The sequence below is a fragment of the Phenylobacterium conjunctum genome (assembly GCF_042679085.1).
In the GTDB taxonomy this organism is placed as follows: Bacteria; Pseudomonadota; Alphaproteobacteria; order Caulobacterales; family Caulobacteraceae; genus Phenylobacterium; species Phenylobacterium conjunctum.
On record NZ_JBHTLQ010000017.1, the window covers coordinates 1 to 25,298 of the forward strand.

The following is a 25,298-nucleotide window of genomic DNA, read 5'->3' on the forward strand; positions in this document are numbered from 1 at the left end:
CCCCAGGCCGCCGCCCCGCCGACGCCCCAGCCGCCCCCCGCGCCCGGCCCGCAACGCGTCCTGTTCGCCGAGGACAATCCCCAGAACCAGTGGGTGATCCGCTCGATCCTGGAGATGCAGGGCTACGACGTGGTCATCGCGCAGAACGGGGCCGAGGCCCTGGACCGCCTCGACGCCGAGCCCTTCGACCTGGTGCTGATGGACATGCAGATGCCGGTGATGGACGGGCTGGACGCCACCCGCGCCCTGCGCCGGCGCGAGCGCGACCGCCACGCGCCCCGAACCCCGGTGATCATGGTCACCGCCAACGTGATGTCCGAACACGTGGCCGCCGCCCTCGACGCCGGCGCCGACCGCCACCTGTCCAAGCCGGTGTCCCCCGACGCCCTGGCCGAAGCCATTTCGCAAGTGCTGGAGACGGCCGCATGACCTCCGCAACCTCCCGACTCCAGGTCGGGGTCGACGTGCCCTGGGTGACCAGCTGGTCCGACGAGCCCCTGGGCCCCATCGGCCCCTGCGCCAGCGTCGACGGCCAGCTGGCCGCCAGCCAGGCCGAGAAGCCCGGCCAGGGCCGGCCGCTCTATTCCCAGAACCACCTCTTCCGCCAGCGCCGCACGGTGCGCGAAATGCTCTGCCCCATGTGCGGCAAGCCGACGCCCGAGGGTGACCGCTGGTGTCAGACCGCGACCTGGACCAACGCGGGCGACTTGCGCGCCCACGGCTTCGGCCCCGCCCTGCCCGCAACGCTGGCCGACGACCGAGCCTTGCTTAACTGCGGCGCCATCGCCCCCCTGCACCACGCCTGCGCCAGCGCCGCCCTCACCCGCTGCCCGCACCTGGGGGGCATGGCCGACAAGACCCTGAAGCGCTTCCCCCGCGCCTGGGTGATCATCCCCCTCTGGATCGAAGCCAAGCGCCCCACCGGCGGCAGCCTGCCCGCGGTCAGCTTCCTCCAGCTGGTGGGGGTGGCGCCATGACGGCCGGGCCACAGCGGAGACGAGCGGCCCGATGACCAGATGGCGGCGCGGCGCGATGCTGGCGGGCTTGCTGATCCTGGCCGCCGCCACCGCCGCCGCCGCCGTGGTCACGGTCCAGGACCTTCGCGCCAACCGCGCCGTCGAGGTGTCACGCTCCACGGTCGCCAACGCCACCGACACCGGCGAGACCGCCCTCCTCCAGCGCCTCGCTGCTGGCGGACAGGCGGACACCGCCGACCTCGCGCCCAGCCTCGCCTTCATCGACGCCCACAACGACTGTTCTGACTTCCGCCTCGCCACGCTCCTGCGCGCCCGCCTGGCCTATGGATCGGCCTTCAGCCAGGAAGCCCAGGCGCGCCTGAAGCGGACCCTCGTCGCCTTTCCCTACTGGATGGACGTCAAGGGCTCCGGCGGGCCGATGGTCTATTGGAGCGAGAACCACCAGATCCTGTTCGCCCAGGCCGAGTTCCTGGCCGGTGGCCTCTATCCCGCGGCGCTCTTCGCAGACGGCCGCACCGGCGCCGACCACCGGGCCCAGGCCCGCGACCGCATCACTTTCTGGCTGGATCAGCGCTGGCGCTTCGGCTTCTCGGAGTGGAACTCCCACTACTATCTCGAGGACATCGCGGCGCTGGCCAACCTGGCCGACTTCGCCCAGGCCCCCGAGGTCTCCCGCAAGGCCGAGATCATCCTCGACCTCCTGATGCTCGACCTTGCCGGCCGCTCGCTCCACGGCGAGTTCATCGCCACCAGCGGCCGCCTGTACGAAAACAACGCCAAGACCGGTGACGAGGCGGTCCGCAGGGTGCTTCGCCACGCCTTTGTCCAGCGTCAGGCCCCGGGCTCCGCACACGGCCTGGAGATCAACCTGTTCCTCAGCCGCTACGCCGCGCCGCCGGTGTTGGCCGCTATCGCCGCCGACCCCGGCGCCGCCGTGATCCGCACCTCCACCGGCCGCGACCCTGGCGAGCTCGCCGCCGACCGGGCCCTCGCCGATCCGGAGCGTCGGATCATGGCCCAGTGGGGGATGGAGGCTTTCACCAATCCGGAAGGCGTCAGCCAGTCGATGCGCTACATCCGGGGCCACGGCCTGCTGGCCAATCCGTTCCTGTCGGGGTTCCGCCAGTTGAACTATCGCGCCCTCAGCCCCGCCCTGCCCTGGCTCAGCCGAACGCTGGACCTGCCCACCAACGGCACAGTTCTCGGCCGCGCTGACGTCTATGCCTGGCGCACCTCAAACCTGGTGATGTCCACCACCCAGGCCCATCGCCCCGGCGGTTTCGGCAACCAGCAGCGCGTGTTCATCGCCACCTTCGGCCCCGGCCTGACGGTGTTTCACTCCCATCCGGCGGTGCGCCCGGGCGAGCCGCCGCCCAACGGCAATTCCCCCGGCTACTGGACCGGCTCCGGGCGCCTGCCCCTGTCGTGCCAGGACGGCCCGGTGAACCTGTCCCTCTATCGTCTGCCCAAGACCCCGGGCTTCGGGCGCAAGACACACCTGGAGTTCACCCACCTCTACGCGCCCCGGGCTCGCTTTGATCAGGTGATCCTCGAGCCGACCCAGCTCTTCCTGCGCAAAGGCGAGGCCTGGCTCGCCGTCTCGGCCACCGCGCCCCTGGAGCCAGCCGGCCCGGACGAGATCATCCAGCGCGGCCGCGAAACCGCCTGGGTGACGGAGGCCAGCTCCGCCCGCGCCGAGACCTTCTCGGCCTTCGTCGCCCGCGTCCGCGCCAACCCGCCCAGGTTGGACAAGGGCGTGCTCGCCTACCGGGCCGGCGGCCACCCCTTGACCGCCGCCATGGCGAAGGGCTGCGCCCGCGACGGCCGGCCGTTGGACACCGCCTATCCCCGCCACGCTTCGCCCTACGCCCAGGTCCCCCGCGATTCGGAAGCCATCGACATCGCTTTCGCCGGCCATGCCCTCCGCCTCGATTTCCAGGCCGGGACCCGCGAGATGCATTGAGCCGGGGCGTGTACAGGCGCACCCTGCCCCCATGACCCAGGCCTTCTATCACGACGCCCAGCGCCACCTGCAGGACAGCTTCGGCAGTCGCGCGCTGGCCGACCGGCTGGACCAGCGCACCCGGCATGACCGGTTCACCGACCAGGACGCCGCCTTCATCGCCGCCCAGGGCTTCTTCTTCCTGGCGACGGCGGACGCCGAAGGCCGCCCGGATTGCTCATTCAAGGGCGGCCCCGTCGGCTTCGCCCGCGTCGTCGCCCCCGACCGGCTGGTCTTTCCCGACTATGACGGCAACGGCATGTTCCGGAGCCTGGGCAACATCGCCGCCAACCCGCACGTGGGCCTGCTGTTCGTCGCCATGGGGCCGGAGCCCTGGCGCCTGCGCCTGAACGGAACCGCCCAGGTCTTCGAAGACCACCCAGACCTCGCCGCCACCCCCGGCGCCCAGCTGATCGTCGAAGTCACCCCCACCGACATCTTCCCCAACTGCGGCCGCTACATCCCCGCCGCTGGCGAAGCCTCGCCCCACATCCCGCAGGCCGACGCCCCGCCGGTGGAGCCGGCCTGGAAGGCGCACCCCCTGTTCACGGACGTGCTGCCGACGCGGCGGCGGTAGCTGGGCCGCCCGCCCGTTCGTGTTTTTCGTGTGGTTCGTGGTCAGTCTTCAGGGCCGCCCGATGGATCCCCGCCTTCGCGGGGATGAGCGGTGGGCGTGGGTGCGGCGCGGCAAGCCAAAATCCCATCAAGTATTTGTTTTTAAGAAATAATTATTGCTTGCCGCTTTCCCCAACGCCCTTCGTCCATGTTGACGTCAAACGTCTCGAACGATTCCGGTCGTCGGTTTGGGCCACCCCGTGAGACCCTCAGCGGGCCTCACGGTCTTTGACATACGCGCCGCCTAGTACGCCCGGCCGATGATGATCTCTTCCACGCCCGGTTCGCCGGTGAAGATGCACGGCGCGAACGTCGTCGGCTGGTCCATCGGCGCATTGCGCAGGGTGAGCTTCAGGGTCTTCAGGCGGGCCTCGATGGCGTCCAGGCCTTCGCCGGTCGGCCGCGACCAGGCCGCGCGGACCCAGCCCTTGAACGCCCCGCCGCCGCCGTCCTCATCCTCGTCGGCGCCGGTGCCGAAGTATTCGGCCAGCTGGTCCCAGGTGGTGATGTCGCGGTGGATGTTAGCGTCCAGCCGGGCCTTGGCCTCGTCGAACAAGCCCTGCTGGATCGCGGCCAGCAGCGCAGGGGCCTTGGCGATGAACTCGTCCTTCGGCAGGGCCTGGGACTTCACCTTGTCGCCGTCGCGCAGGTCGTCCCGGCGCATGAAGCTGACCATGCCGTTGGCCACGTCGCGCGGACCCAGCTCGACGATGATCGGCGCCCCGCGGCGCACCCAGTTCCAGCGCTTCTCGGCCGAGCGCTGGGCCTTGGTGTCCAAGAGCGCACGGATGGGCTCGCCCAGGGCGAAGGTGGCGTTCAGCGCCTTCACCAGCGCCTCGCCGAAGGCCAGGACCTCGGCGTCCTCCGGCTTGTCGCGCAGCATCGGCACGACCACGATCTGGCGCGGCGCCACGGCCGGCGGCAGGCGCAGGCCGTCGTCGTCGCCGTGGGTCATGATCAGCCCGCCGATCATGCGAGTCGAGGTGCCCCAGCTCGAGGTATGGCAGTACTCCAGCTCGCCACTGTCCCCCTGGAACCGGATGTTCTGGGCGCGCGCGAAGCTGGTGCCCAGATAGTGCGAGGTGCCGGCCTGCAGGGCCTTGCCGTCCTGCATCATGGCTTCGATGGAATAGGTGTTGTCGGCGCCGGGGAAACGCTCGTTCTCCGGCTTCTCGCCGGCGACCACCGGCAGGGCCAGCACGGTCTCGGCGAACTCGCGGTACATCTCCAGCGCCTGCTGGGTGGAGGCCAGCGCATCCTCGCGGTCGGCATGTGCGGTGTGGCCCTCCTGCCAGAGGAACTCCGAGGTGCGCAGGAACAGCCGGGTGCGCATCTCCCAGCGGACCACATTGGCCCACTGGTTGATCTTCAGCGGCAGGTCGCGGTGGCTCTTCACCCAGCGCGAGAAGGCGTCGCCGATGATGGTCTCCGACGTCGGCCGCACGATCAGCGGCTCTTCCAGCTTGGCGTCGGGATCGGGCTGCAGCTTTCCGTCGATGGCCTTCAGCCGGTGGTGCGTGACCACGGCCATCTCCTTAGCGAAGCCGTCCACGTGCTCGGCCTCCTTGGCGAAGAAGCCCAGGGGGATGAACAGCGGGAAATAGCAGTTGTCGACGCCCATCTCCTTGATGCGGCGATCCATGGTCTGCTGGATGCGTTCCCAGACCCCATAGCCCCACGGCTTGATGATCATGGAGCCGCGCACCGGGCTGAGCTCGGCCATGTCCGCCTCGCGGACGATCGCCTGGTACCAGTCGGGGAAGGTCGACTTGTTGCCGGTCGTGCGGCTGACGCTGAGAGCGCGTTGCATAGGGAACTCCGTGTGTGCGCTCTCCATAATGGCGCTCGGCCCGCGCGCAAACCCGGCTTGCGCGAAGGGCGTCAGATGCTAGACCCTCGAACACCTGTTTCAATTCAAGGGAGCGAACGAATGAACCCCGTGGAGTTCAAGGATCTGGCCGGCCTGGTCGGTCAAGAAGTCGGCGTGTCGGACTGGCATGAGATCACCCAGGACCGCGTCAACAAGTTCGCCGAGGCCACCGGCGACCACCAGTGGATCCACGTGGACGTCGAGCGCGCCAACAAGGAAATGGGCGGCCCGATCGCTCACGGCTACCTGACCCTGTCGCTGATCCCGTTCCTGTCGGCCGGCCTGATGCCGGTGAAGGGCGTCAGCCGCGGCATCAACTACGGCTCGGACAAGGTCCGCTTCGTCAACATGGTCAAGATCGGCAAGCGCGTGCGCCTGCGCCAGAAGCTGCTGGGCGTCGAGCCCAAGGCTGGCGGCGTGCAGATCCGCAACGAGTGCACCATCGAGATCGAGGGTGAGGCCAAGCCGGCGTGCATCGCCGAGACCCTGTCCCTGCTCTACGCGTAAGACTAGGCGCGCCGCGTCCTAGCGGGCGCGGCGCGTGAACCTCCAGTCTGAGAAGACGACGGGGCTGGCTTCGTCCCCCGTCTCGATCCGCAGGCGCCACGTATCGGCCCCCGCGTCATAGGACAGCCGGTCGCGGAAGGTCCCGTCCGGATAGGCGAAGCTGAACACCGCGGCGTCCGCCTCCAGACGGCCAAAGCCCAGGGTCTTCGAACTCTCGCCGCCGGTGGCGTCCAGCCAGTGGACCACCAGGCCGCCTTTCACGTCCATCCCGAAGAAGACCCGCGCCACATAGGGCGAACGACCGGTCGGGTCCTTGATGAGCAACTCAATGAACAGTCCGCCGAACAGGCGGCTGACCACCGCGCCGGTGGCCGTGGCCCTGCCCCGGGTCTGGCCGGTGACGTCCCATTCACCGATAAGGTGGCTGAGCAGGCCTTCGCCCGGAACCGTGGCGCGCGCCGACGGGGCGACCAGGCCCGCGAGGGCGAGGCCGGCGATCAGGTGACGTCGATGCATGCTCAATCCGGTCTGGCGGCTTCTTCGGCCGAGGCGGCGCGGGCGCCGACAATCGGCGCGGCCATGGCGGTTGTCACCGGGGCGGCCGCGTCGTCCAACAGGGCGATGGTCTCGCGGATGAACTTGGCGTGGGTGACGATGCCGATCTCCAGCCGCTCGTTGTTCAGCTCGACCTGCTGGGTCAGCAGGCCTGCGATGAACTGCGCCGGCTGAGACTCGGCGGCGCCCGCCCGGCGGCGTGCGGCCTGCGACATGAACACCGGCCCGCCCGAATTGCCCGGAAAGACGCTGAAATCCAGCAGGAAGGTCGGGAAGATCTTGGCCGGGGCCACCGGATAGGACGCGATCCGCCCCGAGCGCAGGATCGGAAAGCCCGCCTGGTTGGCGGCGAGGCCGCGCGGAAAGCCGAGCGCCATCATCTCGTCTCCGGCCCCGACCTCCAGCCTGTTGAAGGTCTTGTCCTCGGCCAGCCAGGCTTCGGGGATCGCGGCCTTGGCGAACTCCGGCGGAGCGGTGATGGAGATGGCGGCCACATCCCGCGACGGGTGGTGGGTCCACAGCTCGTGGCCGGCGCTGTCGCGGATGGGCAGCTGGGTCGGCGAATAGCTCCAGGAGCCATCGGCGTTCTCGATGCGATAGCCGATGCGGGCGTCCTTGCCCGGCATCTTCTCCAGCACGTGGTTGGCGGTCACCAGCACGACGCGCGGCCGGCCATCGGGCGTCGGCGCGGCGATCAGGAACCCGGTCCCGACCGTGCGCGTTCCGTCCCCCAGCGGTTGCTCCAACTGGACCGTGGCGTGGATCAGCTCAAGGGAAAGGTCGTAGTCCATACGCGCCCCCGACAGGATGCCGTACTCGCATCCCGACTAGACGACGTTCCCCTAAGCACAGGGTTAACGCAATCCTGCGCCGCGATCACAGGACTGTGGTCTATCGCCGCGCGCGCGCCCTAGCCCAAGCTTGCCAGGCTGCTTCCCGCGCCTCATCTAACGGCCATGGCTCCTCTTCCCCCGACCGCCCGCCGCGCCCCGAAAACCACCGTCCAGCTCGGCCGCACGCGGACCGACGACTATGCCTGGATGAAGGACGACAACTGGAAGGACGTGCTGCGCGATCCCAAGCTGCTGCGCGCCGACATCCGCGAGCACCTGGAGGCGGAGAACGCCTACACCGCCCAGATGCTGGCCGGCACCGAGGCCCTGCAGGCCCAGATGTTCGCCGAGATGAAGGGCCGGGTGAAGGAGGACGACAGCTCGGTCCCCGCCTCCGACGGCGCCTGGGACTACTATGTGCGCTACGAGATCGGCGCCGAGCACCCGATCCACGCCCGACGGCCCCGCGGCCGCAATGACGGCGAGGTCGTGCTGCTGGACGAGGACGCCCTGTCCAAGGGCAAGGCCTTCTTCCAGGTCGGCGCGGCCCACCACAGCCCCGACCATCGGCTCTACGCCTGGGCGGCCGACGAACAGGGCTCGGAGTACTACACGATCCGCGTCAAGGACCTGGCCACCGGCGAGACCCTGCCCTTCACCGTGGACAGCGCCTATGGCGACTTCTGCTTCTCGCCGGACAGCCAGTGGCTGTTCTGGATCTGGCGCGACGACAATGCGCGGCCGGCCAGGATTTTCCGTCGCCCGGCCCGCGGCGGCGAGGACGTGCTGGTCTATGAGGAACCCGACGACGGCATGTTCCTGGGCGTCGGGACCACGGCCGACGACAGCCACATTGTCATCCATTCCGGCAACGGCTCGACCACTGAACAGTGGCTGATCCCCGCGGCCGATCCGACCGCCGCGCCCGTCGTCGCCGAGCCCCGCCAGGAGGGCGTGAAGTACGAGCTGGAGCACTGGGGCGATCGCTGGGTGATCCGCACCAACGCCGACGAGGCCGTCGACTTCAAGCTGGCCTATTCCATGGCCGAGATCCCGTCCCGGGCCAGCTGGGTGGACTTCGTGGCCCACCAGCCGGGCCGCTTCATTTCCGGTGTCGCGGCCTACAAGGACCATCTGGTTCGGCTGGAACGGGTGGACGCCCTGGACCGGCTGACCATCATGGCCCGCGCCGGCGCCGAGCACGTGGTGGCCTTCGACGAGGAGGCCTACGCCCTGTCACTGGACAGCGGCTATGAGTACGACACGACCCTGACCCGCTTCGTCTACCAGTCCCCGACCACGCCCCGGCAGTGGTTCGACTACGACATGGCCAGCCGCGAGCGCACCCTGCGCAAGACCCAGGAGATCCCCTCAGGCCACGACCCCAGCCGCTATGTGGCGCGCCGCCTGACCGCCACGGCGGCCGACGGCGCCCAGGTGCCGATCACCGTCGTGATGCTCAAGGACACCCCGCTCGATGGCGCAGCGCCCCTGCTGCTCTACGGCTACGGCTCCTACGGCATCGCCATGGAGCCGAGCTTCTCGATCCGCAACCTGTCCCTGGTGGACCGGGGCTGGATCTGGGCCACGGCCCATATCCGCGGCGGTTCGGACAAGGGCTGGAGCTGGTTCCTGGATGGCCGCAAAGAGAAGAAGGTCAACACCTTCACCGACTTCATCGCCTGCGCCGAACACCTGGCCGACCACGGCTATGGCGCGCGGGGCCGCATGGTCGCCTATGGCGGCTCGGCCGGCGGCATGCTGATGGGCGCGGTGGCCAACATGCGCCCCGACCTGTGGGCCGGGATCATCGCCGCCGTGCCCTTCGTCGACGTGCTCAACACCATGAGCGACACGACCCTGCCCCTGACCCCGCCCGAGTGGCCGGAGTGGGGTAATCCGCTGGAGGACGAGGCGGCCTATGACCGGATCGCGTCCTACAGCCCCTATGACAATGTCGCCGCCCTGCCCTATCCGCCGGTCCTGGCGACAGGCGGGCTGTCGGACCCGCGGGTGACCTATTGGGAGCCGCAGAAGTGGGTGGCCAAACTGCGCCAGTTTTCCACCAGCGCCTCGCCGATCCTGCTCAAGATCAACATGGACGCCGGCCACGGCGGCGCTTCGGGGCGTTTCGACTTCCTCAAGGAGATCGCCCTGGACTACGCCTTTGCGGTCTGGGCCTTCGAGCGCGCCTGGGAGAAGACCGCCTAAGGAGGCCCTATGATCGTCCGCCCGTCCCTGGAGACCGACGCCCCGGCCCTGGCCGCCATCTATGGCCACCACGTCCTGCACGGCCTGGGCTCCTTTGAGGAGACGCCGCCGAGCGCCGACGACATGGCTGGCCGCCGGGCCGCCGTCGTGGCGCTAGGCCTGCCCTATCTGGTGGCGGAGGCGGACGGAAAGGTGCTGGGCTTCGCATATACCGGACCGTTCCGGCCCCGCGCCGCCTATCGCTATACGGTGGAGGACAGCGTCTATGTGGCGCCGCAGGCCATCGGCAAGGGCGTCGGACGCCTGGTCCTGAGCGAGGTGCTGAAGGCCTGCGAGACCCTGGGCGTCCGCCAGGTCATGGCGGTGATCGGCAATTCGGCCAACGAAGCCTCCATAGGCCTGCATAGGTCGCTCGGCTTCGAACACGCGGGCGTCGGCCGCGCGCTGGGCTTCAAGCACGGCGACTGGGTCGACATCGTCTGGATGCAGAAAGCCCTGAACGGCGGCGCTTCGACCCCGCCGGACGCCCCGGGGATCCCGCTGGCCGGCCACTGAGCCCGCGGCCCCTTGTCCAAGATCAATGTTCCCATAGCGGCGTCGTCCGAGTTTGGATAACGATGTTGGCCCGGACGCCGGTGGCGTTCGGTGAGGTGTGGGGGCGTAGATGACGAGCGGCGCAGACAGTTTCGCGCTCAATGCACAGATCCAGCAGGCCCTGGCCCGCCGGGATCCCGGCGCCGCCCTGCGCGTCCTGGCCGAAGCCGAAGCCGCCCAGCCCCAGGACGCCGAACTGAAGCTGCAGAAGGCTATGGCGCTTCGCCTGTCCGGCGACCTGACCGGGGCGGTGAACGCCCTGGACCAAGCCCTGGCCCTGGAGCCGTACAACTTCGTCGCCCTGCTCTCCAAGGCCTCGCTGATCGAGCGGATGGACGGCGAGAAGGCGGCGACGCCGATCTACAAGAACGCCCTGACCATCGCGCCGGAGACGCCGCCCCCGGCCCTGGCCGCCCCCATCGCCCACGCCCGCGAGGTGGTGGCGCGCACCGCCGACGCGCTCGAGGCCTATCTGGAGGCCCGGGTGGGCGCGACCGACGCCGCACTCGACACGGCCACCCGCGCCCGCTTCGCCGAGAGCCTGAAGATCTTCACCGGCAAGGCCCGCAACTACGAATCCGAGGCGGTGCTGCTCAAGTATCCCCGCCTGCCGGCCATCCCCTTCTTCGACCGGGCCATGTTCCCCTGGTTCCCGGAGCTTGAAGCCGCCACCGACATGATCCGCGGCGAGTTGGAACAGGTGCTGCGTGAGGAGCAGGCCGACTTCGTCCCCTACATCCAGACGCCGGAAGGCGCGCCGGTGAACCAGTGGGCGGAGCTGAACTACAATCCGCGCTGGAGCACCTATTTCCTCTGGAAAGATGGCGTGAAGCAGGAGGCCGCCTGCGCCAAGTGCCCCGGCACCGCCGCCCTGATGGACCGCCTGCCCCTGGCCCGTCAGGACAAGTTCGCGCCCACCGTGATGTTCTCGGCCCTGGCCGCCAACACCCGCATCCCACCGCACTCCGGCTCGACCAACACCCGGCTCCTGGTCCACCTGCCGCTGATCCTGCCCGGTCCGGCCTGGTTCCGGGTCGGCAACGAGACCCGCTACTGGAAGATGGGCGAGGCCTGGGCCTTTGACGATTCCATCGACCACGAGGCGGTGAACGAGGCCGACGCCCTGCGGGTCATCCTGATCATCGACATCTGGAACCCGCTGCTGACCGAGGTCGAGCGCGAGCTGATCACCCGGATGATGAACGCCAAGAACGAGTTCTTCTCGTCCTGAGCGGCCGGGCCTAAAGAAGGCGTCCCAAGCCTGCCGGAGCCTCGCCCATGAGCCAGATCGACCGCGCCGTGGCCCTGCTCGAACAGGGCCGGACCGAGGACGCCCTCAAACTCACCGAGCCCCTGGCCAAGGGCCCCAATCCCTCGCACCAGGAACTGGCCACCCATTCCCAGATCCTGAAGGTGCTGAAGCGCCACGCCGACGCCCTGGTCTTCGACCAGCTGGCCGCCGAACGCTATGGCCGCAGCCCGGTCGCCTGGCACAACCTGGGCGCCACCCTCGACGACATGGGCCGCGCGCAGGAGGCCTGCGCCGCCATGGAGCGTGGCTTCGCCCTGGGCCTCAACGCGCCGGAGAGCTTCCGCGTCTATGGCCGCGCCCTGATGGCCGCCAACCAGCACGACCGCGCCGAGGCCGCCTACAAGGAAGCCTTCGGCCGCCAGCCGGCCAATGTGGAGCTGGCCTCGGAGTACGCGAACCTGGTCTGGATGCGGCGCGGCGACATGAGCGGCGCCCAGCACATCATGGACTTCGCCTTCCATTCCGGCGCCCCTCCCGGCGGCCCGATCCTGACCAAGGCCCGCCTGTGGGAAGCCGCCGGGGAGCGCGACAAGGCCGCCGACCTCCTGGCCCTGGCCGCCCAGCGCCTGCCCCAGGACGTCGGCGTCCTGCTGGCCGTCGCCCGCGCCCAGGCCGAGCGGGGCGAGGTCGCCGACGCCGAGCGCCTGGTCCGCTCGGCTCAGGTGCTGGCGCCGAAAAGCCCCGGCGTGCTGAACCAGCTGACCATCGTCCTGCTGGCCGCCGGCAAGGCCGAGGAGGCCCTGGCCGCCGCCCGGAAGGGCCTGGCCATCTCCCCCGACGATCAGTCCCTGTGGGGCTGGGCGGCGACGGCCGCGCGCGCGGCGGGTGATCCGCTCTACGCGGCCCTGTCCAACTATGAGGGCAATGTCGCGCCCTATGACATCGAGACGCCCGAGGGCTGGCCCACCCTCGAGGCCTTCCTCGCCGACCTCGCCGTCACCCTGCGGCGCATGCACGTCTACCAGCAGCACCCGCATAACCAATCGGTCCGCGGCGGCAGCCAGACGATGCAGATGCTGGTGGGCTCGCGCGAACCCACCCTGGTCGCCCTGTTCAAGGCGGTGGACGCCCCGATCCGCGCCCACATCGCCAAGCTGGGCCAAGGCGACGACATCCTGCGCAAGCGCAACACCGGCGACTACCGCATGGCCGGCGCCTGGTCGGTCCTGCTGCGGCCGGGCGGCTTCCACACCGACCACTTCCACTCGCAAGGCTGGCTGTCCTCGGCCTTCTATGTGGAGACCCCGACGGAAGCCCTGGACCGCGAGACCCGCGAAGGCTGGCTGCGCTTCGGCAAGCCGCCCATCGAGGTCAAGCCGCCCATGGAGGCCGACCACTACATCCGCCCGCAGCCGGGGCGCCTCGCCCTGTTCCCCTCGTACATGTGGCACGGCACCGTGCCCTTCACGACGGACGAGTCGCGGATGACGGTGGCCTTCGACATCGTTCCGGCCTGATTAGGGCCGGCGGCGCGGCAGCAAGAGGCCTAGAGCCCCCGCGCTCGAAAACACGCACCGACGCGGATCAGCGCGAGCGCCGCTAGAGGTGGTGTGAAGCTTCAGGAGGAAGTGGCTGGGGAACTAGGACTCGAACCTAGAATGACGGTACCAAAAGCCGCCATTATTTCCGGAATATCATAGCAGTAAGGGTAAACCACTGCCGACTGTCCGCTCTGGAAATCAACGCCGTAGCACCTTCTGGGTAAACTCGGGATCGATCAAAACGTAGTTGGTCACGCTGCAATGCCCTATGGGGCAGGCAGAGGTCGGCACGATATCAAAGCGACCGCATTGGGCTCTTCAGCGACGTTCGGAGGGTCCACTATGCGGCAGAGTACCGAACGCGGTCCTCAAGGCAGACTCTAAATCATCGCAGACGTTCGGAAGTGGTACTTCATTGCTGCAGGATCACGCCGGGCGGAATCCGATTTCACTCGTCCGGCCATGGGGCAAGGGCCCCGGCGAAGAGAGCTTACGGCACGCGTTGCTCGCCTCTACGCTCGAACGTCAGGCCGCCTTATACGCCCCAAGGTAGGCGTGATTTTCTAGCGCATCACCGAATGCGCGCATCAACTCGACGGTGCCGTCCGCCACGAGATCGAGGTCTTCCAGACCGATCAACGTGTCCTCCCCGTGAGCAATCGCGTTTCGGCGTTTCAGCAATACAATATCAATAAAAGTTTCGCGACCTTCAAATGCATCAAGCGAAATACCGCACACAAGGCATATGTCTTTAAGAACATCATAGTTCAAGTTTGATTTTGTGTTTACGAGATCTTCATTTACGCGCTTAAATTGATTTCCGGGACCGGAAAGAATCTCATCAACTATATCACAGCGCTCCGAAATGCTTCCCTTAGAGTTTGCCAGGGACGCCAATCTCGGGAGAAAGTAATTTCTCAAGAATTGCGGATTGAGCTGATCGAAACGAAATTTCCGCAAAGCAATGTGCTCAAGGTATTTTCGCGCAGCTAAGCGCACCGACCCTTCCCAATGCGCATAGCAGATGGTCACAAGGGAGCGTAGAAGCACTTGACGGAGGCTGCTGTCGGCGCGCTTCACTGCCACCTTCAAATCCGAAATTTCCCGAATTCGCCAAGTCCGGTCCCGTGAGAGTTGTTCCGCCAGGATCGCTTCGGTGTAGGGTTTGCTCATGGTCGGAACCAGCGGTCGCCAAACGGCACCGTGCGCTGGATGCGTGAGGTGCCGCGCAGGCCGGGGGATGTAAGGCCTGCGGCTTCTTGTTGCTGCCAGAAGGTTTGAAGCTTCTCTTTGACGAACCCTACGGGCTTTTGAAGCCGTTTGATCGCATCGAGATTTTTCGCAATCCCGACAGCGATGCATTCCAAAGCAACCAAACCGACCTTTCCGGCGTGACGGCCATTTTCGAACCGGCGCAAAGCATCACCGCCGGAGGCCTCATCAAGCAGACCAAACGTCTCCGCGATTGTTCGAGCGGCGAGCTCGCCTTGGTTATCGCCCGCTAGCCTTACGATGCCTTCATCGATGTATTCCTCGACATCAAGTCTGCCGTCGTACGGAATAAACGTGTGAACCAGGAAGCGAACGGCCAACTCCATATGCCGCTGCTTTTCCATCTGATCTTCATTCACGCCGGCCACCTTTAAGAACGTGTGCTCGTTGGCGGCTGCCTTGATCTTGCGGAAATAAGCTCCATTAATCATCAGAACAATACAGTTGCGAAGTTCCTGCGGGTTCGCTTGCGTGCCGCCAGCATTCAACCGCTGAAATAGATCGAATTTAGTCAGATCATCGCTCGGTCGCTTGAGAATCTCCAAGCCAAGCCGCGATCTTCGTATGGATAGCTGCTGCGGCTTTTCGAGTTCTTTTTGAGCGTTCAGTGGGACGTGACCAATTTCACCTGATTTTTCCCAAACGGTGTTGTGGAGCGATGGCAGGTACTTTGTCGCTTCTAAGATCGAGGGTGGCTCTAGCCCATCGCCCGTCGGCCGCTTCAGGACACCCATGAATTCAAGGATGGTCGATATTCGCTGCAATCCGTCAATGAGTTCCCATTTTCCGTCGGCTTTCTCGAACACGAAAATTGACGGAAGTGGTATGCCCAAGAGCAAGGATTCAATGAGCTTAGACTTTTGACCGATCTCCCATCGGAACAAGCGCTGAAACTCAGGATCGATAACAAGATCGCCTTCCTGATACATGCTCACAATCTCGCCGATCGACATCGGATATGCATCCGTACGCACAAGGCGCTGTGCCGCTTCAATCTCGTCTGTGAGCATCTTGGTTCCTGCCGGTCCATCTAAGCTTCGAAATGCCGATAGCGCAGCTTCGGCGAGTTCCCGCAAAATTGCACCACGCATCGCCTCATCACTTGTGAATATTGGCAGTTGGGAAAGCGCCTCAAATCGAACGCGTGAGGCCGAACTCGCCCCTTGCAGCCAATGTCGGCTCCAGGCGCGAGGCGGGTCAAGATGCGCCGGCACGGAGCGTGCGAGTGAACGCCGGTCAATTGCGGCCGGCTTTCCATCGTCCCTAACAGTTGACCGTCGACCGGGTGTGATATCCACCGGGCGCCCGGCCAACGGCGGAAGCTGCAAGAAAGCCGATGCCCGGCAGGTCAGCCAAGGGCTCAGCGCTTCCGTTGAAGAGGTCTGCATTCCGCGCTTCAGGCGCAACGGCGACGCTGCCCCTACACTTTGAACACCCGGCCAGGAGCGGGGCGTAGACGCGATGGTGGTGTAGCGCAGTGGCAAGCTTCGTGGCACCGCCAAGGGGTTGGAAGAAGCGTCACGATGCCCATGCATGACACGACAGCCCCTGTTTGAGGCAGTCCAACCAAAGTGCCACGGGCACCGCCCGCCCTACGGGCAGGGCGCAGCTGGCGACCTAGGTGCTCAACCGGCGCTAGGACGGCGAGTAACCATTTTCCGGGGGATGCGGCAGGTAGGGGCGGCGGATGGCCGCCACGTCGACGAAAGCCGCAACCAGCATGGCCAGTCTGCCTGAACCCAACACCTGCTTGGGCCTTCGAGCGACCTGCTCCTGCACACCCAGGCTAGCCGGTCTTCCTTTGAAACAACCTCTCTGCCGAAATTTCACAACCTCTCAGCAGGTCCTTCTTCAACTGGGACCCGACTGCCTGAGCGAGAAGAGGTGGCACGGCGTTACCGATCTGGCGGAACGCGGCATTCATTGCACCTGCGAACCGGAAGGCATCTGGGAAAGACTGTAGCCGCGCGGCTTCGCGGACGGAAACGGTGCGCCTCTGGTCCCCGTCCCAGTGAATGTGGGAGTACGTGTCCTTGCCCATGTGCGCCGTCAAGGTTCGCGCAGGCCTATCCGGGTCCAGTTTCCACCATTTGTTCGGGAACTTGCCGGGGTCGTAGGGCGGTACCACCGCCCTACGCAGCGCCTCATAGGCCCGCGATCCATTCGCTGGAGGTGGGAGCTGGGCTGCGAGCGCCTCCCTGAAGATCTGCTCGGCTGTTGCGAACGCGTGCGGGTAGTCGCCGCCATGCCGCATCCGGCTGAAGATCGGGAAGTCGCGGGGGGTCAGCCTCACGACATGTCCATCGGTCGCCACATGCGATTTCTGCATCCCGCTCCAGTTGCGCATGAGGGTGGCGTAGGGACTGAGCGCGGCAAAGGCCGAATAGGGAAGTTCGTCCGAGACCTTGCGGCGCCTCATGACCTCGGGATTGCGAAAATGCTCGCGGATACGCGGGAGATCCGAGAGGGCCGCCCGCACGGAGACAGCGGGTGGCAGCCCAGGCCGGGCGGCGGGGATGGGAGCAAACCGGGAGCCGGTCTCCGGCACATGCTTCAGCGCAACCGTCCGGGCGGACTCATAGCCCGAGGGGAGCCGTGCGGCGTGAGTGGGTTGAGGAAACGCCGGTTCGATGCCGAGGGAGGCGTCTATCGCGACCAGAAAGAGACGTTCCCGCATCTGGGGGACGCCGTAGTAGGCAGCATTGAGCAGTGTGTAGCGGGCGACATAGCCCATGTGCTCAAGCGTGGCGCAGATCTCCTCCGGAACGTTGTGCCCGCCGTGGTTCAGGATGTCGGGCACGTTCTCTATTAGAATCGCCAGAGGCTGCACCGCCTCGGCGTAGTGCAGGAAGCGCCTGTAAAGCCCGGCGCGAGGATCATTCCGGAAGGCGTCCTCATCGCCGGTCACGGACCTCAGTTTCGATCTGCCGATCCGCGCGAAGGCCTGACAGGGTAGGCCCGCGGCGAGAATTTCAAATTGGTGGGACACTGGCCCTTGAAGTCCGATCTCCGCGGACAACGTCGCCGGGTCGGACAGCACCATGTCGCGGGGAGCAGCCCAAGCCGCCTTTTGGGTTCCTGGTGGCGGCACGAAATTGCGCGCATAGCTCTCGGCGGCGGTGCTGTCGAACTCGACGTGCGCCAGGAGGTCGAAACCCGCCGCCTGGAGACCGAGGGACATGCCGCCGCATCCGGAACAGAGCTCGAGCACACGAGGCGCAGCGCCGTTCCGGACCCGATCAAGCTTGAAGGAGCGCGCAGCGGAGTCGATCTTCATCGGGTTCGGGCCCTTATCAAACGCGGGCGGGTGATCTGCTCGACTCACGGGATTCGCGGCGACACACAACCGCGTTGCCCGGCCCTGACGCCAGCACGGAAGCGTACACCTTATGTTCGCCCCTGGCCAGCGCGCGGCCGCTCGAAGGGCGGGGCATCAAACCCCGCCAGAAACAGGATGACAGGAACCGAGCCTCCGCCCCCGACCCGGTACACAGAAGCCGGCAACATGCGCCTGCACGGCGGCTGTGACTTCAACCAGAAAGCGTCCATGAAGCGCTTTCCCCTTCCAAACCCGAAGCTCACCGCGTTAACGTGAAGCTCTGAGGAAGTTGTGGCGTGACTGGCGAACATTCGGAATGGGAACTTGCGTGGCCACCAGCCCACGCCATGATCGAATCACTGCGGGGGGTGGGCTATTCGGTTGAGACCGCGGTCGCCGACCTTGTCGACAACAGCATCGCGGCTGGCGCACGTAACATCCACGTCGACTTCCACTTTGATGGTCCCGAATCATGGATGACCCTGACTGACGACGGTAGAGGCATGGACGCGGAAGCGCTCCGTTTCGCCATGACCGTTGGCGGCCGGAGCCCGCTCGACGTCCGGTCGGCCTCGGACCTCGGCCGCTTCGGCATGGGGCTGAAGACAGCTTCCTTCGCCCAATGCCGACGCCTGACCGTGGCGTCCCGCCTAGCGGGCGGTAGGACAGCCATCCGTCGCTGGGACCTCGACTACATCGCGCGGCCCGACGTGAACGAGTGGCGACTCCTCTCTGGAGCTGCGGCCGGCTCGGAGCCGCGTGTCGAGATTCCCGGAACGGCGTCCGGTACCGTCGTCCTATGGGAGCGCATGGATCGACTGACGGCCGGCCTTTCGCATGATCGGCGCTCCGAGGACGCGTTTTGGTCGATGGCCTCCCGCGTCGAAGCCCACCTTGCGATGGTCTTCCACCGATATCTGGAGAACGGACGCATCCGCCTGCAGATGGGGGCTACCCGGATCCGGCCCTGGGACCCCTTCCTGACCAGCCATCCGGCAACCGATTGCACGCCCGTCGACAACATCGCCACGCCGACCGGACCTGTCAGTGTGCAGGGGTTCGTCCTGCCCCATCGGGACCAGCTGGATGAGGAGACTTGGCGACGCGCGGCCGGGCCGGCGGGGTGGACCTCGCAGCAGGGATTTTACGTCTACCGCAATGACCGCCTCCTAGTGTCGGGCGGGTGGCTTGGACTTGGCGAACCCCGCCTCTGGACGCGGGAGGAGCCATACAAGCTGGCGCGACTCTGGGTGTCCTTCACCAATGCGGCCGACGCGGATTGGGGCGTGGACATCCGAAAATCGCTTGCGCGTCCCCCGCGTCAGGTGCGCCCTAGGCTCACCGACCTAGCCGAGACCGTCAGGCGCGACGCCCGGCGGGTCTTCGCGCATCGGGGCTCGTATGGGCGTTCGGCGGCCAATCCCGAGCTCACGCCAGCCTGGACTGCCGGAGCAGCCTCAGGTCCGTCCTATCGTATCAACCGCGAGCATCCCGCAGTGGGGCGCATCCGAGACATGCTCGGCCCGAACAGCGCGTCCCTCGAGGATCTTCTGCGCGTGCTCGAAAGGACCGTACCGGTCCAGCGTATCTGGCTCGACGCCGTCGAGGCGGGTGACGTCGGCTCGGCCGGGCCGGAGATTCCGCCGGAGGAGGAGGAGGCGCTCAAGGAAATGGCGCGGGCGCTCTACCGGCATATGACCGAGACGATCAGGCTAGTTCCCGAGGTCGCCCGGCGTCGACTGCTCGGGACCGACCCCTTTCAGACCTGTCCGGCGATCGTGGAGAGCGCCATCGCGGATCTCGTGGAGAAGAAATGAGGAAATCTGACGACCAGGCCGCGCTCGAGTTCGCGCAGACCCTGCTTCAGAACGAGCTCAATGGCGACGAGCCGCTGACGGTCTCCGGCATCGCTGCGGTGCTTGACCGCGTACTGGCCATGAACCCACGCTGGCAGACGTCAGTCGATCGCGAGGGCGTGCTGCGGGAGCTCGAGACGCGGTTCAGCGTCTGGATCGGACGAACAAGGGTTTTGGAGGACAATAGCGATCACGAAGCTTGGCTGACCGAGGATCGCAAGTCGGGGTGGCGTCTGTGGCCCCGTTATCGGCAGTATCTCGAACAGACCTGGGCCCCGGCGGCGATCGGGGGACTGGAGGACGCCACCGACGACATCCTCGGCCGCCTCGAGGACCCGGCGCGCCCCGGCATCTGGGACAGGCGCGGCCTTGTTGTCGGCCATGTTCAGTCAGGCAAGACATCCAACTACACCGGGCTGATCTGCAAGGCCGCTGACGCGGGTTACAAGGTTGTCATCGTCCTGGCCGGGATCCACAAGAACCTGCGCAGTCAGACCCAGATGCGTCTGGACGAGGGCTTTCTAGGCTATGAGACCTCACCACAGCGCGATCCCACGGCGCTGGCCTCGATCGGGGTCGGTCTGATCGACTCTGATCATGCGATACGGCCCGACTACGTGACGAACAGGGCCGACAATGGCGATTTCCGGCTCGCCGCCGCTCAGCACATGGGGATCAGTCCAGGCGGACGACCGCTGCTGTTCGTCGTGAAGAAGAACAAGACGGTCCTCAAGAACATCATTTCCTGGGTCGACGGCCTTTTGAACGGGCGTACGGCCATGGACGTGCCGCTGCTGCTGGTGGATGACGAGGCGGACCACGCCAGCGTGGATACGCGTGAGATGGCCGTCGATGAGGACGGCCGACCCGATCCGGAGCACGCGCCGGCGGTCATCAACGGTCTGATCAGAAGTCTCCTGAAGCGGTTCGACCGTTCCGCCTATGTCGGTTACACCGCGACGCCCTTCGCCAACATCTTCATACATGACGGAGCGCGAACCGAGGCCGAAGGGGAGGACCTCTTCCCACGGAGCTTCATCATCAACCTCCCGGCCGCCTCAAACTACGATGGTCCGGTACGCATTTTCGGGCTGGAACCATCTTCCGACGACCCAGCAGGTCAACCAGGCCTGCCGCTTGTCCGTATCATCCGGGACCATGCCGCATCGGACAGTCCGGATGAACGCAACGGCTGGATGCCCCCTGTGCACCGCAACGGCTTCACCGTCCTGCATGAAGGCGCTGCCCAGGTTCCCCCCTCGCTGCGGGAGGCGATTCTAGCATTCCTACTCACCTGCGCCGCCAGACGTGTTCGTGGACAGGTTGCTGTCCACAATTCCATGCTGGTTCACGTCACTCGGTTCACCAGCGTCCAGCGGCAGGTTCGAGACCAGGTGGAGAAGGAACTGGCCGCGATCGTGAACCGCCTTAGGCTGGGGCGGGGCGGCGATGAGGTGCGCCATGAGCTCCGGGCGCTCTGGGAGCGGGATTTCCTGCCCACGACGGAGCAGGTCGCGGCTGTGCTGCCGGAGCGCACCTTCACTCCCGTCATCTGGGAGGAGGTGGACGCCGTACTTCCCAGCGTCGCCGCTGACATTCACGTCAAGGAAATCAACGGGAGCGCTCGTGATGTGCTCGATTATGAGGTCCATCGAGCCACCGGCTTCAACGTCATCGCGATCGGCGGCGACAAGCTGGCACGGGGCCTGACGCTGGAGGGTCTGAGCGTCAGCTATTTCCTGCGGGCGGCGCGCATGTACGATACGCTGATGCAGATGGGGCGATGGTTCGGTTTCAGACCGGGTTACCTGGACCTCTGCCGCCTCTACACCACTTCGGACCTGGAGGAATGGTTCGGTCACGTGACCGAAGCCTCAGAAGAGCTGCGTCGCGAGTTCGATCACATGCACTCGGTGGGAGGCAGTCCGAAGGACTATGGTCTGAGGGTACGTGCACACCCGACCCTCATGGTGACTTCCAGGGTCAAGATGAGGAATTCCACCACGCTGGATCTCATCTTCTCCGGGGCGCTGCAGGAGACTGTGGTTTTCCACCGCGACGCTGGCGTCCTGAACGGAAATCTGGAGTTGACCGAGGCGTTCCTGCGCAGCCTCGGCCCGACCCCCCAGGGGGTGCGGCAGGATCGCCCCAACGGAACCTCGCACGACTGGGAGGCTGCGCGACGATGGACCTCTGTGCCGGGCGAACAGGTCGCGGACTACCTCGAACGATACGCTACGCACCCGACCGCCGTCAGAATGAACGCCCGGCTGCTTGCCGACTACACGCGCATGCAGCTGGCCGACGGATGCCTGACGCACTGGGACGTGGTGCTGCTGGGCGGTAGCGTGGAGCCCGCGGTGCCGGTGGCCGGTCTGGCGACTCCGCTGGTCCTGCGCAGCCTGAATCCTCGCATCCCACTGCCCCAGCAGAAGTCCGAAGGTCGTGTGGTGATCCGAAGGCTGCTGGCCCCACGCGACGAGGCGATCGACCTTGATGCAACCGCGTGGGCCAAGGCCCTTAGGATCACAATCGGCGACTTCGAAGCCGATGCAGGGCGATCGCCCAGGCGGCGCTCTGCGCCTGATTCCCCGTCCGGCCCCGCACTCCGACGCGTCCGGGGGCAGCTGGCTCCGGAGCGTGGCCTTCTGCTGATTTATCCGCTGACGACAGTTGATTGGGATTTGAAGGGTCATGCGCGACCAGCGATCGGGATCGGTGTCAGCTTTCCGGAGACAGCCGGCGCGCGCCCGGTCCGCTACAGCGTCAATAACATCTACTGGGATCAGGAATACGGAGAGGTCGCGTGAGCGGGCTCGAAGCCGCCTGGACCATCCTGGAGGACGAGCCGCGCAGTCGCAGCGGCTGGTACTCCCGCCGCATTCTGCCCGAAGCCGCCTGCGTTATACGGGCCGGACTGCGTGAGCCGGTCGGGACAAGGGCCCTGCTACTGGAGGTTCCCGCCGGGGCCGTGCCGACCGGGACGGAATGGCCCGAGTGCGTAGGTTTCGTCGTAGGTCCTGAGATGATGGTGCCAGGTCCTGGCGGGGCCGTACGCATCTGCCTGGAGGAACGGTCGCCGCTTTGGCGGGAGCTCTTCACGGTAATGGCGACGCAGGTGTCGCAGCACATCGCACAGGCCGCTGGCCCGCCAGCCGCCGTGGCGATCCTGCTATCTCGTTTGGCGGCGTGGCAGCGGTTCATGTCGGAGAACGGTCCAGGCCCGCTTTCCGAAGAGGCGCGGACGGGGCTGGTGGCCGAGTTGCTCTTCCTGGAGCGGGAAGTCCTGACGATTCTGCCTGTCGCCGAGGCGTTGGCCGCCTGGCAGGGCCCGTCGAAGGCTCCCCAGGACTTCCGCTTCCCAGCTGGGCTCGTTGAGGTGAAGGGATCGACCGCGGCCGCGCCAGCCTCCTTCCGCGTGGCCAATCTGGAGCAGCTGTCCGGTGCTGGGGGGCTTCCGGTGCTGCTGTGTCATCTCTCCATGAGCCTGGCGGGCGTCACCGCAAGGACGTTGCCGGAGATAGTGGATGAGCTGCGTGCGCTCGCCGAGCGTGCCGGCGCGGCCACCAGCCACCGGCTCGAAGACCTCCTTTTCCAGGCGGGATATCTGGACGCCCACATCTCTTCCTATCGCACGCCCGCCTACGAGGTACGGGCTCTGACGCGCTACTTGGTCAGTGAGGGGTTTCCCAGGCTCACCCCCGAAACCGTCCCGCCGGGCGTCAGCGCGGCAACCTACATGGTGTCGCTTTCAGCCTGTGCGCCCTACGAGGTCGATGCCACCAGGGCCGCGCTGATCATCGGGAGTCCGAATGTCTGATCTCGAAGGCTTCGTCGCCGAATTCAATGCGGAGCTGCTGAACCGCGCAAGCGGCGGCGATGGAGTGGTGCCCGACTTCAAGGAAAACGTCTTCACGGACATGATGATCGAAGCGCTCTCCGACCAGGTCGGAATCGTGGAGAACGCCGTCACCACCTATTTCGAAGGCGTTGTCGGGCGCGGACGCAGCAAGATCAACGGCTACGCGGTCTCCGACGACGAGGACTCCCTCGACCTCTTCGTCAGCATATTCCTGGGAGCGGCGAGCCCACAGAAGGTTGCGGCGGAGGATGTGAGGAAGGCCCTCGAACAGGCGGTGCGCTATTTCCGGGGTGCCGTCGAGGGGCTGCATCGTACGCTTGAACCGGCCAGCGACCGCTATGCGATGACGGCGCGGATCGCCGAGCTCGCCAGCGGTATCAGTCGCGTCCGCGTGTTCGTGCTCACAGACGGCGTGACCGGCATGACGCGGGCCTCGATCCCCGCCCAGAGGGTCGGAAGCGTGGAGCTGCGCTTCGAGGTGTGGGATATCGAGAGGCTGAGCCGGGCGGTCGCCCACGGCCGCCCGCAGGCCGAGATCGACGTGGATCTGGACGAGATAGGAGGTCCCATCGCCTGCGTCGCCCTGCCGGACGCCGAGGCCGACTATTCAGCCTATCTTATGATCATCCCGGGACAGGTGTTGTTCCAGCTCTACGAGCTCTACGGTTCACAGCTGCTGGAAAGGAACGTGCGGTCGTTCCTGCAGGCCAAGGGAAAGGTAAACCGCGGCATCCGCGACACCATCCGAAACGAGCCTCACAGGTTCATGGCCTACAACAACGGGATTTCCATGACCGCCGAGGTGGTGGAGACCACGACACTGCCGACCGGCCAGACGGCTGTACGGCGTATCCGGGGGCTTCAGATCGTCAACGGCGGGCAGACCTCATCCTCCATCCACCGCGCCGCCAAGCAGGACAAGGCAGACCTCTCGGGGGTCTATGTGCAGGCCAAGCTCACTGTTGTGGCGCCCGATCTCATCGACACCCTAGCCCCGCGGATAGCGGAATTCGCCAATACACAGAATCCGATCCAGATGGCCGACTTCTCGGCCAACGACCCCTTCCATATTGAGATCGAGCGGCTCGCCAACCAAATATGGATCCCCGGCGAACAGGGCCGGTGGTTCTATGAGCGGGCCCGGGGGCAATATCTCGTGGCGCTGGCGAACGAGGGTCGCACGGAGGCGCTCGCCCGCCGCTTCCGGGAGCGCACGCCGGTGCATCGCAGATTCGGGAAGCTGGAGCTCGGAAAATACCTCAACGCCTGGGATCAGCTGCCTCACCAGGTGGCCCTGGGCGGTCAGAAGAACTTCGTGCTGTTCATGCAACGGCTCCGCGAGACGCGGGCCCGTTCGTGGAAGCCTGATGACGCCTTCTTCCGCGATCTCGTGGCTAAGGGCATACTATTCGAATCGACAGCTCGCATCGTCAAGCGGGAGCCCTTCGAGGGGCACCGATCTCAGATCCTGCCCTACACTGTATCTGCGGTCGCCTTCGTGTCGGGCGACATGCTTGACCTCGGGCATATCTGGCGGGAACAGCGTCTTTCCGCAGAGCTCGAGGAGCTCATCCGCAGATGGACCCACATCATCGCCGACGCGATCCGCGAGACCGCAGGCGGGCGCGACATCGGGGAATGGTGCAAGAAGGCTGACTGCTGGAAGGCTGTACGACAGGCCACATTCGAACTGCCAGACCCGCCACCTCCGGAATTCTCCCAAACAGTAAGAATCGCAGGTGGTTGGGGCGCTTCACCACAGGAGGATCGGGTCGCCCTCAGCCCAGACGAGATGGACGCGATCCGCCAGTGCAGGCTGATCGACGCGGCGGACTGGATCAGGATGGTCGAGTGGGGCATGCAGACCGGGCGTCTGGACCTGCGACAACGCGAGATCGCCGCCGAGATGGCGTCCATGGCGGCCGGCGGATGGCCCGCTGGCCGTCTAACCGGCAAGCGGGCGTTACGGGCGCGTCCCGTCATCGTTATGGCCATTGAAGGGGGGGCGCTCGACCCGGAACGGGCGGGTTGA

Annotated in this window: 19 protein-coding genes; 13 read left to right on the forward strand and 6 right to left on the reverse strand. The window is 66.1% G+C overall.

Annotated features, from left to right (window positions below; translation table 11 throughout):
* The 4 genes from ACFQ27_RS09325 to ACFQ27_RS09340 form a co-directional block, all read left to right on the forward strand.
* Positions 1–429, forward strand: a 429-nt coding sequence (locus tag ACFQ27_RS09325; protein WP_377353386.1) for a response regulator, incomplete at its 5' end; no start/stop codon positions are given.
* Positions 426–977: a hypothetical protein gene (locus tag ACFQ27_RS09330; protein ID WP_377353387.1), complete on the forward strand. Its 552-nt coding sequence runs from the start codon at positions 426–428 to the stop codon at positions 975–977. The genes ACFQ27_RS09325 and ACFQ27_RS09330, both read left to right, overlap by 4 nt.
* A gap of 31 nt (positions 978–1,008) precedes the next feature.
* Complete coding sequence (locus ACFQ27_RS09335) at positions 1,009–2,940, forward strand: hypothetical protein (protein WP_377353388.1); 1,932 nt, start codon at positions 1,009–1,011, stop codon at positions 2,938–2,940.
* 31 nt (positions 2,941–2,971) lie between these two features.
* Complete coding sequence (locus ACFQ27_RS09340; protein ID WP_377353389.1) at positions 2,972–3,556, forward strand: pyridoxamine 5'-phosphate oxidase family protein; 585 nt, start codon at positions 2,972–2,974, stop codon at positions 3,554–3,556.
* A gap of 282 nt (positions 3,557–3,838) precedes the next feature.
* Here ACFQ27_RS09340 and ACFQ27_RS09345 read toward each other — a convergent pair whose 3' ends face one another.
* Entirely contained in the window at positions 3,839–5,404 is a 1,566-nt protein-coding gene (locus ACFQ27_RS09345) for an aminoacyl--tRNA ligase-related protein (RefSeq protein WP_377353390.1), read from the reverse strand.
* Between the two features lie 120 nt (positions 5,405–5,524).
* Here ACFQ27_RS09345 and ACFQ27_RS09350 point away from each other — a divergent pair, with 120 nt between their 5' ends.
* A complete protein-coding gene (locus ACFQ27_RS09350) occupies positions 5,525–5,971 on the forward strand; it encodes a MaoC family dehydratase (protein WP_374347033.1) in 447 nt (148 codons plus the stop codon).
* Positions 5,972–5,989: 18 nt separating this feature from the next.
* Here the strand turns inward: ACFQ27_RS09350 and ACFQ27_RS09355 are convergent, their stop codons facing one another.
* Both ACFQ27_RS09355 and ACFQ27_RS09360 read right to left on the reverse strand, forming a co-directional pair.
* Positions 5,990–6,487 (reverse strand): hypothetical protein, encoded by a 498-nt coding sequence (locus tag ACFQ27_RS09355; RefSeq protein ID WP_377353391.1) that lies wholly within the window; start codon positions 6,485–6,487, stop codon positions 5,990–5,992.
* 2 nt (positions 6,488–6,489) lie between these two features.
* Positions 6,490–7,317, reverse strand: coding sequence for a trypsin-like serine peptidase (locus ACFQ27_RS09360; protein ID WP_377353392.1), 828 nt, complete (start codon positions 7,315–7,317; stop codon positions 6,490–6,492).
* 165 nt (positions 7,318–7,482) lie between these two features.
* Between ACFQ27_RS09360 and ACFQ27_RS09365 the strand changes: the two genes are divergently transcribed.
* The 4 genes from ACFQ27_RS09365 to ACFQ27_RS09380 all read left to right on the forward strand — a co-directional run bounded on the left by ACFQ27_RS09365 (position 7,483) and on the right by ACFQ27_RS09380 (position 12,933).
* The gene (locus ACFQ27_RS09365) at positions 7,483–9,570 is read left to right on the forward strand and encodes a S9 family peptidase (RefSeq protein WP_377353393.1); all 2,088 of its coding nucleotides are present in this window, start codon (positions 7,483–7,485) and stop codon (positions 9,568–9,570) included.
* Between the two features lie 9 nt (positions 9,571–9,579).
* Positions 9,580–10,125, forward strand: coding sequence for a GNAT family N-acetyltransferase (locus tag ACFQ27_RS09370; protein WP_377353394.1), 546 nt, complete (start codon positions 9,580–9,582; stop codon positions 10,123–10,125).
* A 109-nt stretch (positions 10,126–10,234) separates the two neighbouring features.
* Positions 10,235–11,395 carry an aspartyl/asparaginyl beta-hydroxylase domain-containing protein gene (locus ACFQ27_RS09375; protein ID WP_377353395.1) on the forward strand — a complete coding sequence of 387 codons (1,161 nt, stop codon included), beginning with the start codon at positions 10,235–10,237 and terminating at the stop codon, positions 11,393–11,395.
* Positions 11,396–11,442: 47 nt separating this feature from the next.
* On the forward strand, positions 11,443–12,933 hold the full coding sequence (locus ACFQ27_RS09380) for a putative 2OG-Fe(II) oxygenase (protein ID WP_377353396.1): 1,491 nt from the start codon (positions 11,443–11,445) through the stop codon (positions 12,931–12,933).
* A gap of 549 nt (positions 12,934–13,482) precedes the next feature.
* Here the strand turns inward: ACFQ27_RS09380 and ACFQ27_RS09385 are convergent.
* From ACFQ27_RS09385 to ACFQ27_RS09395, 3 genes are all read right to left on the reverse strand, one after another.
* Positions 13,483–14,130 carry an MAE_28990/MAE_18760 family HEPN-like nuclease gene (locus ACFQ27_RS09385; RefSeq protein ID WP_377353397.1) on the reverse strand — a complete coding sequence of 216 codons (648 nt, stop codon included), beginning with the start codon at positions 14,128–14,130 and terminating at the stop codon, positions 13,483–13,485.
* Positions 14,127–15,617 (reverse strand): DUF262 domain-containing protein, encoded by a 1,491-nt coding sequence (locus ACFQ27_RS09390; protein WP_377353399.1) that lies wholly within the window; start codon positions 15,615–15,617, stop codon positions 14,127–14,129. The genes ACFQ27_RS09385 and ACFQ27_RS09390 overlap by 4 nt, the downstream gene beginning before the upstream one ends.
* 398 nt (positions 15,618–16,015) lie before the next feature.
* Positions 16,016–17,506, reverse strand: coding sequence for a DNA cytosine methyltransferase (locus ACFQ27_RS09395; RefSeq protein ID WP_377353400.1), 1,491 nt, complete (start codon positions 17,504–17,506; stop codon positions 16,016–16,018).
* Between the two features lie 389 nt (positions 17,507–17,895).
* On the opposite strand from ACFQ27_RS09395, the gene ACFQ27_RS09400 reads away from it, so the two are divergent.
* From ACFQ27_RS09400 to ACFQ27_RS09415, 4 genes are read left to right on the forward strand one after another with little or no spacing between them, the layout of a single operon-like run.
* Complete coding sequence (locus ACFQ27_RS09400) at positions 17,896–19,365, forward strand: ATP-binding protein (protein WP_377353401.1); 1,470 nt, start codon at positions 17,896–17,898, stop codon at positions 19,363–19,365.
* Entirely contained in the window at positions 19,362–22,214 is a 2,853-nt protein-coding gene (locus ACFQ27_RS09405; RefSeq protein ID WP_377353402.1) for a Z1 domain-containing protein, read from the forward strand. Before ACFQ27_RS09400 ends, ACFQ27_RS09405 begins: the two co-directional genes overlap by 4 nt.
* Positions 22,211–23,224, forward strand: a complete 1,014-nt coding sequence (locus ACFQ27_RS09410; RefSeq protein ID WP_377353403.1) for a PD-(D/E)XK motif protein — start codon at positions 22,211–22,213, stop codon at positions 23,222–23,224. Before ACFQ27_RS09405 ends, ACFQ27_RS09410 begins: the two co-directional genes overlap by 4 nt.
* Complete coding sequence (locus tag ACFQ27_RS09415; RefSeq protein WP_377353404.1) at positions 23,217–25,298, forward strand: AIPR family protein; 2,082 nt, start codon at positions 23,217–23,219, stop codon at positions 25,296–25,298. The genes ACFQ27_RS09410 and ACFQ27_RS09415 overlap by 8 nt, the downstream gene beginning before the upstream one ends.